This is a genomic window from Micromonospora sp. NPDC023633 (assembly GCF_040640035.1).
Taxonomy (GTDB): domain Bacteria; phylum Actinomycetota; class Actinomycetes; order Mycobacteriales; family Micromonosporaceae; genus Micromonospora.
Genome location: NZ_JBFABB010000023.1, coordinates 55093 through 71059, shown reverse-complemented (window position 1 = coordinate 71059; position 15967 = coordinate 55093). Strand labels below are relative to the sequence as shown.

Sequence of the window (15967 nt, the reverse complement as noted above, 5' to 3'; positions counted from 1 at the left end):
GTCAGGGCGGCCAGCCCGGGCAGGGTGGCGGGCGCGGCGGGGCGCAGCGGCAGGGCCGCGGCGCAGCGGGGCCAGCACCGGCCAACGACGCCATGGCGGACGCGCTGCGCCGGGCCGGACTGGCCTGACGTCACGCCGCTCCACGAGCGGTCCGGGTCGGTCCCACCCACTCAGGCACAGGCTCGCTCGCGCGTGAGGGGGTGGGAGCGATCGTTCGTCGGCGGGCCCGAGGGATGCACACGCGGGACGCTGTCGAGCTGATGTCGTGGACGACTCAGGCAACGACGATCCGGGCAACCGCCTGATGTCGCAGACGACTCAGCTCGACAGCGTCGTGCTGGTCCTCTCGCCCGCCGACCGGCCCACCGACCAGCGCCCCACCGAGCGGCCCGCCCACCGACCGGCCCGACCGGCGGGTGGGGCTCGGGCCCGGCGCCGCCTCGGGCGACCTCCGTGCCCGTGGCGACCCGGAGCGGGCTGTCCGGTGGCGGGCGGCGGGGCGTACCGTCGCGGTCGTGGACGAGGGCGACGGCCTGGAGTGGCGGGAGCGGCAGCGGCGAGCCGTGCGGGCGCACGCGGCGGCCGACGAGCGCCGGCGGGCGGCCGAGCACGCCGAGGCGGCGGAGCTCGTCGCCTGGTTCGTCGCCGAGGCGACCCGGCGCGGGCTGCCCACGGAACGGCTCACGGCCCGGGGCCCCGACGGGCGCGGGAGCTACCGGACGGGGCTGCGCGGCTGGTACGTCGACCGGGCCCGCACCCGGGCCGTCGACGTCGACGGGCGGTTCCACCTGCTGACCGTGGCGGGCGGCCCGCGCGCCCGGCTGTTCGGGGCGGAGCCGCAGCCCAGCCCGCCGCCGCTCGTGGTCGGCGCGGGCGGCCGGGACGGCGAGTCGATTCCGCTGCGGACCCTGCTGGCGCGCCGGTTGGACGCCGGCGACGAGGCGCCCTGAGCGGGGTCTGGGCGGGTCTGGGCGACGAGGCGCCCTGAGCGGGGTCAGCGGGCGGCGCCGCCCGGCCGGCGCGCCCGGCGCCGCCGGCCGAGGTACCACCACCAGGACTGCTGCACCAGCAGCGTGGCGAGGCCGGCGAGCACGATCGCGCAGAGGTTGATCACCAACTGGAGCGCCGAGCCGGACGCCTCGTGCCAGACCCCGTAGGCGACGGCGACGGCTACGTTCGCGGCGGCCGGCACGGTGGTCACCGAGATCAGCACTCCGACCAGGCTGCCGGACTTCTTCGAGGTCAGGGAGAGCATGCCGGCCACCCCGGCGAGCAGGCCGACCACCCAGGACAGCGCGTCCGGCCGCCAGATGAAGTCGGTCAGCGGGCGTTCGGCCTCCAGCATCCCGCGCTCGACCAGCCCGGCGGCGTCCAGCCCCCACGTGCTGAGGACGGTGACCACCATGGCGGCGAGGAAGCCGACCACCAGGGCCTGCACCGACCGGCCGATGACCGGCAGGTTGCGGCGCAGCAGCGCCACGCAGAGCGCCGCCAGGGGGCCGAACTCGGGGCCGACGACCATCGCGCCGACGATGAGGATCGGCTGGTCGAGCAGGACGCCGACCCCGGCGAGCATGGTGGCGACGGTGATCAGCACGAGGTAGGTGGCGGAGAGCTCCGTCTGTTCGCCGGTCTTGGCGGCGATCTCGTCCCAGACCACCGCGTCCGCCCCGCTGCCCGGCGCCTTCCGGGCCGCCCGGCCGGCCGCCGAGGAGATGGTTAGCTCGACGTCGTCGGCCGAGATGGCGCCGCGCTCCTCCACACCGAGCTGCCGCAGCCCGGCCAGCACGTTGTCGGCGCTCTCCCGGACCACGTCGCAGAGGATGAGGTCGCCCGCCGGCTGGCGGGCGGCGCCGGGAAGCACCGCCAGGTGGGTCACCCCGGGATCGGCGGCCAGCAGGTCCGCCACGGCCGAGGACTGGTCCGGCGGCGCGATGACCCTCAGATGCAGCAACGGCTCTCCCCCGCGTCGTCGACCGTCGAGCACTCTACTGCCGGCGCGGGCGCGTCGAGGGGGCACGTCTTTCGGCACCGGGCCGCGTCCTGACCGGCCGTTGCGCGGTTGACCTGTCGGGATCGGCGTCGAGTGTCGCGATTTCGCGCTCCCGGCACGTTCATCCCTGTTAGAACGTGTTTGTCGTGTGGTGCCTGACTCTGCCTGGAGGTCGAGACCTTGCCTGGTTCCGTGAACACGCCGGGAAACCTCACGCAGCGGCCCCGACCGGAGGCCCTCAAGCGGGCGATCGACGTGCTGGCGGCCGTGCTGCTGCTCGTACTGGCCGCGCCACTGATCCTCGTCGTGGCGGTGCTGGTGGCGGCGGGACTCGGCCGGCCGGTGCTGTTCCGGCAGCCGCGCGCGGGGCGGCACGGCGAGGTGTTCGAGCTGGTCAAGTTCCGCACCATGCTCCCGCCGGATCCGCGCCGGGGCCGGGTGGGCGACGGGGACCGGCTGACGCCGCTGGGGCGGTTCCTGCGTTCCACCAGCCTGGACGAGCTGCCGACGCTGTGGAACGTCCTGCGCGGCGACATGAGCCTGGTCGGCCCGCGCCCCCTGCTGACCGAGTACCTGCCGCGCTACTCCCCCGCCCAGGCCCGCCGGCACGAGGTCAGGCCGGGCGTCACCGGGCTGGCCCAGGTGCGTGGGCGCAACAGCCTGGGCTGGGAGGAGAAGCTGGAGCTGGACGTCTGGTACGTCGACCACCGCAGCCTGCGGCTGGACCTGTCGATCCTCGCCGCGACCGTCCGCACCGTGCTGCGCCGCGAGGGGATCTCCGCGGCGGGCTCGGCCACCGCGCCCGAGTTCCTCGGCACGCCCTCGCTCGTCCCGCCCGCCCCGGCACCGGAGGCTCCCCTGGCCGTGCCCGCCGGAGGTGGCCGATGAGCCGGACCATCCACCTGTCCCCGCCCGACGTCGGGCCGCTGGAGGAGTCGTACGTCGTCGCGGCCCTGCGGTCCGGTTGGGTCGCGCCCGTCGGGCCGGACCTCGACGCGTTCGAGCGCGAGGTCGCCACGCGGGTGGGCGCCCGCGGGGCCGTCGCGGTGAGTTCCGGCACGGCCGCGCTGCACCTGGCTCTGCTCGGGGTGGGAGTCGGGCCGGGGGACGCCGTCATCGTGCCGACGTTGACGTTCGTGGCGACCGCGAACGCGGTCCGCTACGCCGGCGCCCGGCCGGTCTTCGTCGACTGCGACCCGCATTCCGGAAACGTCGACGTGGCGCTCGTGGACGAGCTGATCCGTACCCTCGCCCTGCGGGGGCACCGCGTCGGCGCGGTCGTCCCCGTCGACCTCTTCGGCAGCTGCGCCGACCACACGGCGCTGGCCCCGGTCTGCGCGGCGGCGGGCGTGCCGGTCGTCGAGGACGCCGCGGAGGCCCTCGGCGCGACCCATCACGGCCGGCCGGCCGGCTCCTTCGGCCAGGTGGGCATCCTCTCGTTCAACGGCAACAAGATCATGACCACCTCGGGCGGCGGGATGCTCGTCTCCGACGACGCGGCCCTGCTCGCCCGGGCCCGGTTCCTGTCGACCCAGGCCCGCGAGCCGACCCCGCACTACGAGCACCGCGAGACGGGCTACAACTACCGGCTGAGCAACCTGCTCGCCGCGCTGGGCCGCGCCCAACTCGTCCGGCTCGACGGGATGATCGCCCGGCGCCGGCACCTGCGCGACCAGTACGCGAAGCTCTTCGCCCCGATCCCGGGCGTGCGGCTGCTCGGCGTGGAGGACCCCGGCTCCAACTGCTGGCTGACCACCATCGCGGTCGACCCGGAGCGGTCCGGCTGGCGGGCCGCCGACCTGGCCGCCCACCTGGCCGCGCGGGACATCGAGACCCGCCCGGTCTGGAAGCCGATGCACCTGCAACCGGCGTACGCCGACGCCGAGCGCCTTCTCACCGGGGTGGCCGAGCGGCTGTTCGCCGACGGGCTGGCCCTGCCCAGCGGCAGCGCCCTGAACGAGCGGCAGGTCGGCCTCGTCCTCGACGCCGTCGACGAGTTCCTCGCGGCACGGACGGGAGCGTCGACGGCGTGACGGTCCCCCTGGTGGTCGTCGGCTGCGGCGGGCACGGCCGGGAGGTCCTCACGATCGCCCGGGCGATGGACGCCGCCGCCGGACGGCCGCGCTGGCGGCTGCTCGGGTTCGTCGACGACCGCCCCTCCGAGGAGAACCTGAAGCGGGTGCAGCGGCTCGACGTGCCCTATCTCGGCGGCGTCGCCTGGCTGCGTGACGCACCCCCGGACGCGCACCACGTCATCGGCATCGGCGACCCGCGCGTGCGGCGGGCGGTCGCCGCCCGGGTCGACGCGTACGGCACGCCGGCGGCGAGCCTCGTGCATCCGGCGGCGACGATCGGGCCGGACGCGGTGCACGGCCCGGGCTTCGTCGCCTTCGCCGGGGCCCGGGTCACGACCAACGTCACGCTCGGCCGGCACGTGCATCTCAACCAGAACGCCACGGTCGGGCACGACTGCACCCTCGCCGACTTCGTGTCGGTCAACCCTCTGGCCGCCGTCTCCGGCGACTGCCAGCTGGCGGAGGGGGTGCTGGTCGGGACGACGGCGGCCGTGTTGCAGGGCCTGCGGGTGGGCCAGGACAGTACCGTCGGGGCGGGCGCCTGCGTCGTCCGCGACGTGCCGGACGGCGTCGTCGTCAAGGGCGTGCCCGCCCGTTGACCCGACCCGCCCTCGGCACCACGGGACGAAAATCGGTCATCAAACCTGAAAAGCTCCAAACATCACTTCCGGGCATGTATCAACTAAAGGAGCCCAAAGCTCCTTCCGTCCCCGCGGCGGAAGCAGCCGGAGACGGACAGGAGCACAGATGCCGCCGGAAACAGAGACCGCCCCAGGCGGGCAGGGGTCGCACCGGGCCAGGGCCCGCCGCCGCACCATCGGATTCCTCGCCACCGACAGCACCGCCTGGGTCGGGGGTTTCGTCGCCGCGGTCTGGTTCCGCTACGAACTCGACCTGGCACCCGGCCAGCTCGCGCGCGCCGCCGCCTGCGGCGTCCTCGCCGCCGTCGTGCACGTGGCCGTCGCGGCGGTGCGCCGGATCTACTCCGGCCGCCACCCGCTGGGCAGCATCCAGGAGGTGCAGGGGGTCGCCGGCACGGCGGCCACCACGGCCGCGATCATGCTGATCGGGCTGCTGCCGGCCGGCGTACGACCGGTGCCGGCGAGCACGCCGCTGGTCGGGGGCGCCCTGGCGCTGCTGTTCATGCTGACCGCCCGGTTCACCTACCGGCACCGTCGCGACCTCGCCATGCGGCCGGACGCCCGCTCGTCCAACCCCGTGCTGCTGTTCGGGCTCGGCGACGCCGGGCAGGGGCTGCTCCGGGCCATGCTCGGCGATCCACGCGGGCGCTACCGGCCCGTGGGCGCCCTCGACGACGACCCCGACAAGCGGGACCTGCGCATCGGCGGGGTACGCGTGCTCGGCGGCCGTCAGGACGTGGCGGCGGCCGTACGGCGCACCGGCGCGACGACCGTGATCTTCTCGGTCGCCAACGCCGACGCCGCGCTGATCCGGCAGATCCGCGAGGCCACCCTGCAGACCGGGGCGGCGTTCAAGGTGCTGCCTCCGGTCCGGGACCTCGTCGACCACCGGATCACCGTCCGCGACGTCCGCGACGTGCAGATCGGCGACCTGCTCGGCCGCCGGCAGGTGGTCGCCGACATGGCGCTGAGCACCAACGGGCTCAGCGGCCGGCGGGTCCTGGTCACCGGCGCCGGCGGCTCCATCGGCTCGGAGCTGTGCCGGCAGGTGATGAAGGCGGACCCGGGCGAGCTGATGATGCTCGACCGCGACGAGTCGGCCCTGCACGGCCTGCAGATGTCGCTGGCCGGCCGGGCCCTGTTGGACGGCCCCGAGCTGATCCTCGCCGACCTCCGCGACGACGAGGGGATCCGGCGGATCATCCGGGAACGCCGGCCGGACGTCATCTTCCACGCCGCCGCGCTCAAGCACCTCACGCTGCTCCAGAGGCACCCCGGCGAGGCGGTGCAGACGAACGTCTGGGGCACCCTCTCCGTGCTCGACGCGTGCCGCGACGTGGCCCGCTTCGTCAACATCTCCACCGACAAGGCGGCCGACCCGATCAGCGTCCTCGGCTACTCGAAGCGGATCACCGAGCGGCTGACCGCGCACGCCGCCTCCCGGTTCCCCGGCACGTTCCTCAGCGTCCGCTTCGGCAACGTGCTGAGCAGCCGCGGTTCGGTGGTGACCGCGTTCCAGCGGCAGATCGAGCTGGGCCACCCGCTCACCGTCACCCACCCGGAGGTGACCCGCTACCTGATGACGGTGCAGGAGGCGGTGCACCTGGTGTTGCAGGCCGCGGAGATCGGCCGCGACGGGGAGGCGCTGGTGCTGGACATGGGTGAGCCGGTCCGCATCGCCGACCTGGCCCGGCAGATGGTCGAGCAGGCGGAGAGCAGCGTGCCGATCGTCTACACCGGGCTGCGCCCCGGCGAGAAGCTGCACGAGGACCTGTTCGGCGCCGGCGAGACCGACACCCGGCCGCTGCACCCGCTGGTCTCGCACGTGGCGGTGCCCGCCCTCGACCCGATGGAGGTCAGCGGCCTCGACCCGTACGACGATCCGGAGAAGGTCGTCGCGCAGCTCGCCCTGCTCTGCGACCACCCGGTCGGGCCGGTCCCCCGTAGCTCGGTGCAGGTGCCCTTGTCCCGCTGACCCCGGGACCCGCACGCGGCGAGGGCCGGCGACCGGAAGCTCCGGTCGCCGGCCCTCGTGGTGCGGTTCAGCGGCGGATGCCCGCCCAGTCGTGGTGCCGGCGGACGGTGGAGAGGATGAAGTCGACCACCCGGCGGGAGGTGTCCGGGACCCGGTAGTCGACGGGGCACGGCACGCCCTGGGCGGCGACCTGGGCCACGGTGACCTCGACCGCCTCGACCACGCCCTGCGGGTCGAGGCCGGTCATGATGATCCCGCCCGCGTCCAGCGCCTCGGGTCGCTCGATCGACTCGCGCAGCGTCACGGCGGGGAAGCCGAGGATGGCGGCCTCCTCGCTGATGGTGCCGCTGTCGGAGAGCGTGCAGAAGGCTCTGGTCTGCAGGTGCACGTAGTCGAAGAGGCCGAACGGCTCGTGGAACGCGATTCCGTCGAGGGCCGCCGCGTCCGGCGCCAACGCCTCCAGCCGCTTGCGCGTACGCGGATGCGTGGAGACCAGCACCGGGTGCCCCCACCGGTCGCGGACGGCCCGGAGGCAGTCGAGCAGACGCTTCAGGCGGGCCGGCTGGTCCACGTTCTCCTCGCGGTGCGCGCTGACCACGAAGTACCGGCCGGGCACGAGGTCGAGTTGGCGCAGTACGCCCGACGCGGCGATGTCGGCCCGGTAGTGCTCCAGCACTTCCCGCATGGGCGAGCCGGTGTGCAGGATCCGGCGCGGGTGCAGCCCCTCGGCCAGCAGGTTGCGCCGGGCGTGCTCGGTGTAGACCAGGTTGAAGTCGGCGACGTGGTCGACCAGCCGCCGGTTGGTCTCCTCCGGGACGTTGAGGTCGAAGCAGCGGTTGCCGGCCTCCATGTGGTAGACCGGCACCCGCATCCGCCGGGCCATCAGCGCGGCGATACAGCTGTTGGTGTCGCCGAGCACGAGCAGCGCGTCGGGGCGCGCCTCGTCGATCGCCGCCTCCATGCCGACGAGCACGCCGCCCAGCACCCGGCCGAGCGACGAGGTGTCCACCCGGAGGAACCGGTCCGGCTCGCGCAGCCGCAACTCCTTGAAGAAGACGTCGGAGAGCGTGCTGTCCCAGTTCTGCCCGGTGTGCACCAGCAGGTGGTCCACCGTGTCGTCGAGCCGGGCGATCACCCGGGACAGTCGGATGATCTCGGGTCGGGTGCCGACCACCGTCATGATCCGGGTCATGCCCGTCCTCCCTCTGCTGCCAGCTTGGTCATGATGTCCTCGAACTGGTCCACGCCCACGCGCAGCGACATGCGCTCCTGGTAGACCCGCCGGGCCCGCCGGCCCAGTTCCGCCCGCACGTCCGCGGACTCGGCCGCCGCGACGGAGAAGCGCGCGGCGAGCGCGCGCCAGTCCCCCGGCGGGGAGACCAGGCCGACCCCGGCCGAGCGGACCAGGGCCGCGGCGTCGCCGCCCACGGACGCGATCACCGGGGCGCCGCAGGCCAGGGCGGCCTGCAGCTTCGACGGGATGCTGCCGCGCAGCGCGGGCAGGTCGCGCAGGCAGACCAGCTGCCAGTCGGCGGCCGCGTACAGCTCGGCCATCCGTTCGGCGGGTCGCCGGCCGACGAACCGCACGTTGTCGGCGCCGAGGTCCGCGGCGAGCCGGCGCGCGGCCTCCTCGCCGGCGCCCGAGCCCACCAGCACCAGGTCGATCCGGTCGCGCACGGCGGCCGCCGCCCGGATCGCGGTCTCGATCCCCTGTAACAGGCCGATGTTGCCGGCGAACATCACGGTGCAGCGCCCGCGGTGGCCGAGCGCCGCGCGGGCCTCGCCGGTGGCCGGCACCGGCCGGAACAGCCCGTCGTCGGTCCAGTTCCACACCACCCGGACCCGGTCCGGGTCCGCGCCGCGGGCCACGACCAGGTCGGCCATCGCCGGCGAGATCACCACGACGGCGCCGGCCAGGCGGTACGTCGCCCGCATCAGCGCGGCGACGCTCCCCTCCAGGGCCCGGCCCGCCCGGCCGGCGGGCGCCATGCCCGAGCCGAGCACCGACTCCGGCCACAGGTCCTGGACGTGCAGCACGATCGGCGTACGCCGGGCCAGGCGGGCCAGCGCCGCCGCGGCGATCGAGGTGGGTGGCGGGTGGTAGACGTAGGTGACGTCGACGCCCGCCAACCAGCGGACGCCGCCCAGCGCGCTGCTGGCCCCGAAGGACAGGTGGCTCAGCGCGCGCCGGGCGGCGGACGTGTCGTGGCTGGGGTAGGCGGGCACCCGCCGGACGGCGACCGGCCCGTCGGTCTCGGTGTGCCGCCAGCGTTGCCGCCAGCCGGGGAAGATCCGGCCGTGCGGGTAGCTCGGAAAGGTGGTGAGCACCCGCACCTCGTGGCCCCGCTCGGCCAGTTGCCGCGCCAGGTTGCCGGGGATGAACACCCCTTCGGGCGGGTACCACTGGCTGACCAGGCCGATCCTCACGCGGCGACCACCACGCGCTCCGGCCGGGCCGGCTGGACCGGTTCGGGCCAGGTGTCCGGCCGGCCCGGGTCGAACAGCTCGTTCGTCCAGAACATGGTGACCAGCTCGTCGTCGCCGGTGTTGACCAGGTTGTGCACCCACATGGTGGGCATGTCCACCAGCACCGGCTGGTCGCCGGAGACTCCGAACCGCGCCACCTCGGTGTCGCCGACCCGGCGCAGGCTGATCTCCGCCGAACCGCGCAGCACCACGAAGCGCTCCACCTTGGCCAGGTGGAAGTGCTCGCCCCGGGTGATGCCGGGACGGGTCGTGGAGCAGAAGGTCTGGCCGCCTCCCCCGTGCGTCTTGACCGTCTCGACCAGCTCGCCCCGGGCGTCCGCCCGGCGCGGCAGCGCCAGCGGGTAGTGCGCCGGGAAGCAGTGCGAGCGGTAGGTGTTGAACAGCCGCACGTCGTGCCGGTCCGCCAGGGCCGGCAGCTCACCCGTGCGGTAGGTGGCGGCGACGTCGGCGAGCCGGTCGGCGAGGGCCCGTACGCCGGTCCGCAGCGCCGGCATGGCCGGGTCCCACGAGCCCCCGGCCGGGACGCCGACGAGCCGGGCCGCCGCGTCGGTGACGTGCACCAGGCTCAGCTCGCGGTCGCCGTGCACCTCCGGCTGCCCGCCCTCGGCGAGCAGCCGGCAGAACGTCGCGACCGCGGAGTTGTAGAACGGCCGGCCGTGCTCCCCGTACAGGTTGGGCAGCAGGACGTCGTCGACGGGCAGGCCCGTGTCGGCCAGGATGCCGGCGGCGGCGGCCTTCGCGTCGCCGTAGGGTGTGCCGTTGCCGGCCTGCACCGAGTTGGCGAAGACCACCGCGCCGGGCGGGGTCGGGCAGTGCTTGAGGCCCTGCGCGAGCTGGGCGGCGAGCTGCACGTTGCCGGCGGCCACGTCGGCCGGCTCGCCCCGGTTGACCCCGGCCAGGTGCAGCACCCGGTCGACGCCGTCGACCTTCGCCGCGACCCGCTCGGGGTCGGCCAGGTCGGCCCGGGTGACGACGACGGGTTCCGGCCAGCCGAGGACGCGCAGCAGCACCCGCACGTGCCAGCCGAGGAAGCCGCCGGCGCCGGTGACCGCCAGCCTCAGCACGCCAGCACCGGGTCCCGCAGGGCCAGCTCCGCGCGGACCTCCGGCAGCGTCTTCAGCAGCTCGACGATCTCCGGTACGCCCAGCCGCGGCGCGTTGGCGGAGTTGAAGTCCTCCGGCGGCCCCTGGCCCAGCTCGCCCTCGGAGACGTAGAGCGCGTAGTTGAGGTCGCGGGCGTCCAGCGGCACCCGGTAGAAGTCCCCGAAGTCGTCGGCCTGGGCCAGTTCCTCACGGCTGGCGAGCGTCTCATGCCACTTCTCGCTGTGTCGCACGCCGATCACGTCGAGCTTGAATGGCACGTCGAAGAGCTGACAGACGGCCTCGGCGAGGTCGCCGATGGTACAGGCCGGCGCCTTGCGGATGAACACGTCACCGGGACGCGCGTTGTGGAAGGCGTGCTCGACGAGGTCCACCGAGTCGGCCAGGGACATGAGGAAGCGGGTCATCGTGGGATCTGTGACCGTAAGCGCCCGTCCGGCCTTGATCTGCTCGACGAAGAGCGGGATGACCGAGCCGCGCGAGTACATCACGTTGCCATAGCGAACGCAGGAGACGGTGGTGGCGCTGTTTGGGTTGTTCCGCGCGTGCGCCTGGGCCACCTTCTCCATGAGGGCCTTACTCATGCCCATGGCGTTCACCGGGTAGACGGCCTTGTCGGTGCTGAGCATGACGACCGACCCGACGCCGTTCTGCGCGGCGGCCTCCACCACGTTGGCGCTGCCCAGGATGTTCGTACGGACGGCCTCGAACGGAAAGAACTCGCAGGACGGGACCTGCTTGAGCGCCGCCGCGTGGAAGACGAAGTCGACGTTGCGGGCGGCCCGCAGGACGCTGTCGTGGTCACGGACGTCGCCCACGTGGTAGCGCACCCGCTCGTCGCCGAGCGCGCGGCGCATCGCGTCCTGTTTGGCCTCATCCCGGCTGAGGATTCGCACCTCAGTGATGTCGCGGTCCAGCAACCGGCGAGTCATAGTCTGTCCGAAGGAGCCGGTGCCGCCGGTGATGAGCACCCGGCGTCCAGCGGTCATGAAGCTCATGGATTCTCCCGTGTCGTCGCTCGGCGGGCTGCCACCCCGCTGGCCCATGGGGTAGGGCCATTGGGTGGTGCCGCTGCGAACCGTCCGGCGGCAGAAACCGTCCCGGCCGGATGCGGCACCCGGAACAACGACACGCGGCCCGATCGGGATACGCATTTCGCGAGGAATCAGTCAGACAGCGCAAGACGCTGCATACAGGACGCCGGTAGTCGTTTCAGTCGTCCACCTTATTCCCAAGAATCGTGCCTCTTTCCGCAACCTGCCTGGTAGAAACGATTCGGTGTCGCCCGCGGCGCGCATCTGACGGCCGGGGCTCGTCGCGACATTCCTGATCCAGCCGGCCCGGGCGATACCCGTCCGGTCGCACCGGCCTGTACCCGAAGGAGTGCCATGCCGCACCGTCGCGCGTCGGGTCCGACGCGGCCCGATTCGACACCACCGCTCGCAGCGCACACCGGTGTGCCGGGCGGAGACGCCCGATGGAAAGGCCCGCGGTGACCGCCTCCCCCACCCGTCAGCGCCGCCCAGACCCCGTCACCTCGCACCGCCCTGTCCATCAGGGGTCGAGGCACCTCAATGCACCCGGACACCGGCCGGAATCCCGGGACGTGCGGGGCACCCGGGCCGACCGGGCGTCCTCTCGACGGCCGCTGACCCTGCCCTCGGTGCTGGTGCTCGGGCTGGTCGCGTTCATGGCCGCCCGCCCACCCTGGTGGTCGTTCAACTACGCGGCATTGCTGGCTCTGCTCGCCCTGGCCCTCACCGGACGCGCGCCCCGTCTTCGGCTGCCCGACGTACTGGCCCTCGCCACCGGCGCATGGGCGCTGTCCAGCCCTCTGTGGACGGGCCACCCCGAGTTGGCGTTCGCGGGAGGTTACCGGTACGCCACGGTCTGCCTGCTCTTCGTCGTCTGCCGGCACGTGGTGCGCCGTCGGCGGGACCTCATCCTGCTCGGCTGGACATTCCTCGCCGGCTGCGTGGTAGTCGCCGTGGAGGTGGTCACCGGCGCCCGCGGCGACCTGCGCCAGCTGGGTCAGCTCGTTGACGTCGCCACCCGATACGGCATCGAGGGCCGGGAGATCAACGCCACCGCCTACACCCTTGCCGTCGGGGTGGTCGTGGCGGTGCTACTCGCCGCCGCGCACCGCCGCCCGCTGTTGCGGGCCTGCCCGCCCCTGCTCGCCGTTCCGGTCGTCTGGGGAATGCTGCTCACCGGCTCCCGGGGCGCGGCCATCGGCGTACTCCTCGGCGTCGTGGTGCTGGCGCTGGCGTGGCTGCTGCCCCGGGCCACCGCGGCCGGGCTGGGCGGGATCGCCGCGCTGCTGATCGTCATCGTGCCGTTCGGCATCGCCCCCGAGCGCACGTTGCTCTGGCTCGACCAGCTCTACGGCCGCCCCACCGGCGACATCTCCGGTCGCCTGGGGTTGTGGCCGTACGCCCTGTCGACCTGGAGCGAGGCCCCACTGACCGGCTCCGGTCCGGGTGTCTTCATCGGCACCAATCCCTTCGGAATCGGTCCGCACAACCTGCTGCTCATCCTCGGCAACGACCTCGGCCTGGTCGGCGCGCTGCTCTACCTCGGCACCGTCGCTGCCGGCTGCTGGACCGCCGCCCGCACCTCGCGGGCGGGAATCGTCGTGATGTGTCTCTTCACCGCGGTGCTGCTGCCGATCTGGCTGACCGGCCAGTGGGAGGCGGCGCTCGCAATGTGGCTGGCACTCGCGCTGGTCACCGTCCTGCCGGAGCTGCCGGCCCCACCCGGGCCGGCACACCGGGCGCGGCCGGGTGCGCTGTCCTGGAGGGCCGGCCGGTCCTCCCGCAGGCTCGCGCGGATTGCGCGGTGAACAAGGACCCGCAACGGTACGGGGCGCGGCGGTCGGTGAACCGCCGCGCCTCGTGACGCGTCCGACGCCTCAGCGGTCGGCGGGGGCCAAGGCACGGTGGGGCGGTTCGGCGCGGGGCGCCGACGGCTGGCCGACGGGCCGGCGAGCGGCCTCGCGCAGGATCTCGGCCAAGCGCAGGGCCACCTGGTCGGCGCGGTGGTGGCGCACCGCGAAGGCGAGCCCCTGCCGGCCGAGGCGGTCACGCAGCCCCGCATCGTGGCAGAGCCGGGACAGCTCCCGGGTCAGCGCCGCCGGGTCGTCGACGCCGACCACCACCCCCGCACCGGCCTCCGTGAGGTGCACCATGGAGGCCAGCTCGGCCGGACCGAAGCCCAGCACCGGTCGGCCGGCGGCGAGGTACTGCGGGATCTTCGTGGACAGCGAGTAACGGGTGTAGGCGCGGTTGTTCTCGGCGAACGACTCCACATGCACAAGGATGTCGGCGCGGCGCAGCACGGCGGCCACCTCGCTGCTGGCTAGCGACCGGCCGAGGCATACCGCGGGTAGGTCGGCCAGGCGGCTGGCGTACCGGGTGACGTCCTGGGCGGGCGTGTGCACGGTCAGCCGGGCGGACACACCGTCAGGGGCGAGCCGCCCCAGTGCCTCCCCGACCCGCCGCAACGACCGCCAACGCTCCAGGTGCAGGCCGCCTACGTAGACCAGCTCGATCGGCGTCGTGACGGGCCGCGGTTGCGCAGGGTCGACCGGATCGGCGAAGTCCGCAACGTCCACGCAGTTGCCGAAGGCAGCGAACGGTAGCCGGTAGCGCCGCTCGTACTCGCGAGCCATCGGGCCGCTGATGCCCAGTCCGTACGAGGAGTGACGCAGCACCGCGCGCAGTTCGGCGCGGACGGCCCACCGGGCAAGACCCAGCGTCTGCCCCTCCTTGTACAAAGTGGTGGGCCAGTCGTCCATGAAATGCGGCACCAGTGGCACCCGACACTCGCGGGCCGCCGCCACCGCCAGCCGCATCATCCGGATGCTCCCCATTGTCGCGTACAGCACCTCGGGCCGCTGCGCCCGCAGCCAGTCGCGCACCTGGGGCGGCACCCGGATCGGAGCCAGGTCGAGAAAGGCCCGCAGCTCCGACAGCAACCGCGCACGGACGGGCCCTGGATCGGGCTTCGCGGCGGCCGTCCCGTCCGCCCCCGCACCGCCAACCGCCGCCGTCCTTCCCGCACGTCGAGTCCGCGCCCGCAGCCGGTACAGGTGGTGCTCCACCGGGGCGAGTTCCGGACCGACACGCGCAAATGTGGCACAGACGTCCGTCACCGGCTCCCCGTCCTCGGTGTAAAGCTGGGCGAGTCGGTCTCGGGGCCAACCGGCGAACAGGTTCGACAGCGTGATGCCGATGCCGGAGGCGCGACTGAACACCGCCGCTCCGACCACGAGCACCCGGGGATGTTCCTCAGGCAGCAATCCGCTCATCCTTCCCCTCCTGCGCAGCCGGCGCGCGGTGCATCCGCAGTGTCCGGCGGTATCCGTAGAGCGCGGCCGGCAGGACGGTCAGCGCATACCCCGCCGCCCCGGCCCAGGGCACCGCGGCGGTGCCGAACCACCGGGCGCCGTACCACTTGCCGAGGACAGAGAGAGCCAGGAACGCTACCCAGCCCACCAGTTGCGGGACGACCACACCAGCCGCGTTCTGCACCATGAAACGCGGCGAGAGCGCCGCCTGGAGCACCCACCACACCGCCAGACCCGCGAGCAGCCATCGGTCACCGCCGATCGAAACCGGCAGCCACGCGGCGAAGAGCCAGTCCCCGAAGAACACCAGGGCGACCGACGGCACTGCGGCGGCGAGCACGGACAGGGCCGTCATCCGGCGGGTCGTCCGCCGCACCCAGGAGAGCTGTCCCTGGGCCAGCGCGTCCCCGTTGGCCGGCCACAGCGGCACGTTGACCAGGACGACGAGCTGGCCAAGCTGAGCCAGCAGCTTCGCCGGGACCACGAAGCCGGCAACCGCGGACAGCCCGAGCGCGTGCGCGATGATCAGGGTGTCGGTGTTCGTCGCGAATGACATGACGACGGTCAGCATGAAGAACAGCCCGCTGAGGCGGGTCAGTTCCCAGGCCGCGCGGGCATCGACGGCGCCCAGCCGGGGTCTGATCCGGGTCTTTTTCCCGCCGAAGAACCACACCGTGTTGACGAGGTTTACCAGCAGCGGGGCGGAGACCGAGGCTACGATCACGAACATCGGGGACAGGCCCGCACCCACGACGGCAAGCACCAGGACGAGCCCGCTGAGGCTGGCCGTCGCCTGCCAGATGTTGCTGCGTCCCACCTGTTGATAGGCGTACTGCACCCGGGTGATCAGGGAGAGCGGCACGTTCACCAGGAACGCGGTGAGGCAGACGAGCGCGATCAGCCGGGTCTGTCCCGGGGTGACCTCGCCGCTGACGTTGAACACCGACACCCAGGGGATGTCGTCGGCGAGCAGCCAGAGCATGGTGGTCGTGACGGACGCCAGGAGCAGGAGGGCAAGGTAGGCGCTGGAGATATAGCGCTGGGCGCGCTCGTCGTCGCCGTTGGCATGGCAGGGGGCCAGTTTGGTCATCAGGCCGCCGCCCAGTCCGAGGTCGGCGAAGGACGCCATGCCGACCAACGCGGCCACCGCCATCCACAGCCCGTACAGGTCGTTGCCGAAGTAGGGCAGGGTCACCGGGACCAGCACGATCGGTGCAACGAAGCCGGCGGCCCTGCTGACCAGGGCGGTGGCCACGCCGGAGACCAGACGCCGGGTGCGATCCGGCGGGCGGCGGTGGGCGGCGGGCGCGGGCCTGATCTGCTCGGCGAGCCTCGAGGACACGCTCCC

The 15967-nt window shown here is 73.4% G+C and carries 13 protein-coding genes; 6 read left to right on the top strand and 7 right to left on the bottom strand.

The window, feature by feature from the left end; all coding sequences use genetic code 11:
- Positions 1-515: 515 nt before the first annotated feature.
- Positions 516-950 (top strand): hypothetical protein, encoded by a 435-nt coding sequence (locus AB0G13_RS10165; RefSeq protein WP_357871699.1) that lies wholly within the window; start codon positions 516-518, stop codon positions 948-950.
- A gap of 44 nt (positions 951-994) precedes the next feature.
- Here the strand turns inward: AB0G13_RS10165 and AB0G13_RS10160 are convergent, their stop codons facing one another.
- Positions 995-1954 carry a DUF389 domain-containing protein gene (locus tag AB0G13_RS10160; protein WP_357871697.1) on the bottom strand — a complete coding sequence of 320 codons (960 nt, stop codon included), beginning with the start codon at positions 1952-1954 and terminating at the stop codon, positions 995-997.
- Positions 1955-2185: 231 nt separating this feature from the next.
- On the opposite strand from AB0G13_RS10160, the gene AB0G13_RS10155 reads away from it, so the two are divergent.
- From AB0G13_RS10155 to AB0G13_RS10140, 4 genes are all read left to right on the top strand, one after another.
- The gene (locus AB0G13_RS10155; protein ID WP_357871694.1) at positions 2186-2881 is read left to right on the top strand and encodes a sugar transferase; all 696 of its coding nucleotides are present in this window, start codon (positions 2186-2188) and stop codon (positions 2879-2881) included.
- Positions 2878-4026: an aminotransferase class I/II-fold pyridoxal phosphate-dependent enzyme gene (locus AB0G13_RS10150; protein ID WP_357871691.1), complete on the top strand. Its 1149-nt coding sequence runs from the start codon at positions 2878-2880 to the stop codon at positions 4024-4026. The genes AB0G13_RS10155 and AB0G13_RS10150 overlap by 4 nt, the downstream gene beginning before the upstream one ends.
- Entirely contained in the window at positions 4023-4667 is a 645-nt protein-coding gene (locus AB0G13_RS10145; RefSeq protein WP_357871688.1) for an acetyltransferase, read from the top strand. Before AB0G13_RS10150 ends, AB0G13_RS10145 begins: the two co-directional genes overlap by 4 nt.
- Positions 4668-4815: 148 nt before the next feature.
- Entirely contained in the window at positions 4816-6684 is a 1869-nt protein-coding gene (locus tag AB0G13_RS10140; RefSeq protein ID WP_357871685.1) for a nucleoside-diphosphate sugar epimerase/dehydratase, read from the top strand.
- A 67-nt stretch (positions 6685-6751) separates the two neighbouring features.
- Here AB0G13_RS10140 and wecB read toward each other — a convergent pair whose 3' ends face one another.
- The 4 genes from wecB to AB0G13_RS10120 are packed head-to-tail and all read right to left on the bottom strand — an operon-like array spanning position 6752 to position 11269.
- A complete protein-coding gene (gene wecB / locus AB0G13_RS10135; protein ID WP_357871682.1) occupies positions 6752-7876 on the bottom strand; it encodes a UDP-N-acetylglucosamine 2-epimerase (non-hydrolyzing) in 1125 nt (374 codons plus the stop codon).
- A complete protein-coding gene (locus AB0G13_RS10130; protein ID WP_357871679.1) occupies positions 7873-9111 on the bottom strand; it encodes a glycosyltransferase family 4 protein in 1239 nt (412 codons plus the stop codon). Before AB0G13_RS10130 ends, wecB begins: the two co-directional genes overlap by 4 nt.
- Entirely contained in the window at positions 9108-10235 is a 1128-nt protein-coding gene (locus AB0G13_RS10125) for an NAD-dependent epimerase/dehydratase family protein (RefSeq protein ID WP_357871676.1), read from the bottom strand. Before AB0G13_RS10125 ends, AB0G13_RS10130 begins: the two co-directional genes overlap by 4 nt.
- Positions 10229-11269, bottom strand: a complete 1041-nt coding sequence (locus AB0G13_RS10120) for an SDR family NAD(P)-dependent oxidoreductase (protein WP_357871672.1) — start codon at positions 11267-11269, stop codon at positions 10229-10231. The genes AB0G13_RS10125 and AB0G13_RS10120 overlap by 7 nt, the downstream gene beginning before the upstream one ends.
- Before the next feature lie 608 nt (positions 11270-11877).
- Between AB0G13_RS10120 and AB0G13_RS10115 the strand changes: the two genes are divergently transcribed.
- A complete protein-coding gene (locus AB0G13_RS10115) occupies positions 11878-13113 on the top strand; it encodes an O-antigen ligase family protein (RefSeq protein ID WP_357871669.1) in 1236 nt (411 codons plus the stop codon).
- A 69-nt stretch (positions 13114-13182) separates the two neighbouring features.
- On the opposite strand, the gene AB0G13_RS10110 is transcribed toward AB0G13_RS10115, so the two are convergent.
- Positions 13183-14580 carry a glycosyltransferase gene (locus tag AB0G13_RS10110; protein ID WP_357871667.1) on the bottom strand — a complete coding sequence of 466 codons (1398 nt, stop codon included), beginning with the start codon at positions 14578-14580 and terminating at the stop codon, positions 13183-13185.
- Positions 14561-15961, bottom strand: a complete 1401-nt coding sequence (locus AB0G13_RS10105) for a lipopolysaccharide biosynthesis protein (RefSeq protein WP_357871665.1) — start codon at positions 15959-15961, stop codon at positions 14561-14563. The genes AB0G13_RS10110 and AB0G13_RS10105 overlap by 20 nt, the downstream gene beginning before the upstream one ends.
- Positions 15962-15967: the final 6 nt, after the last annotated feature.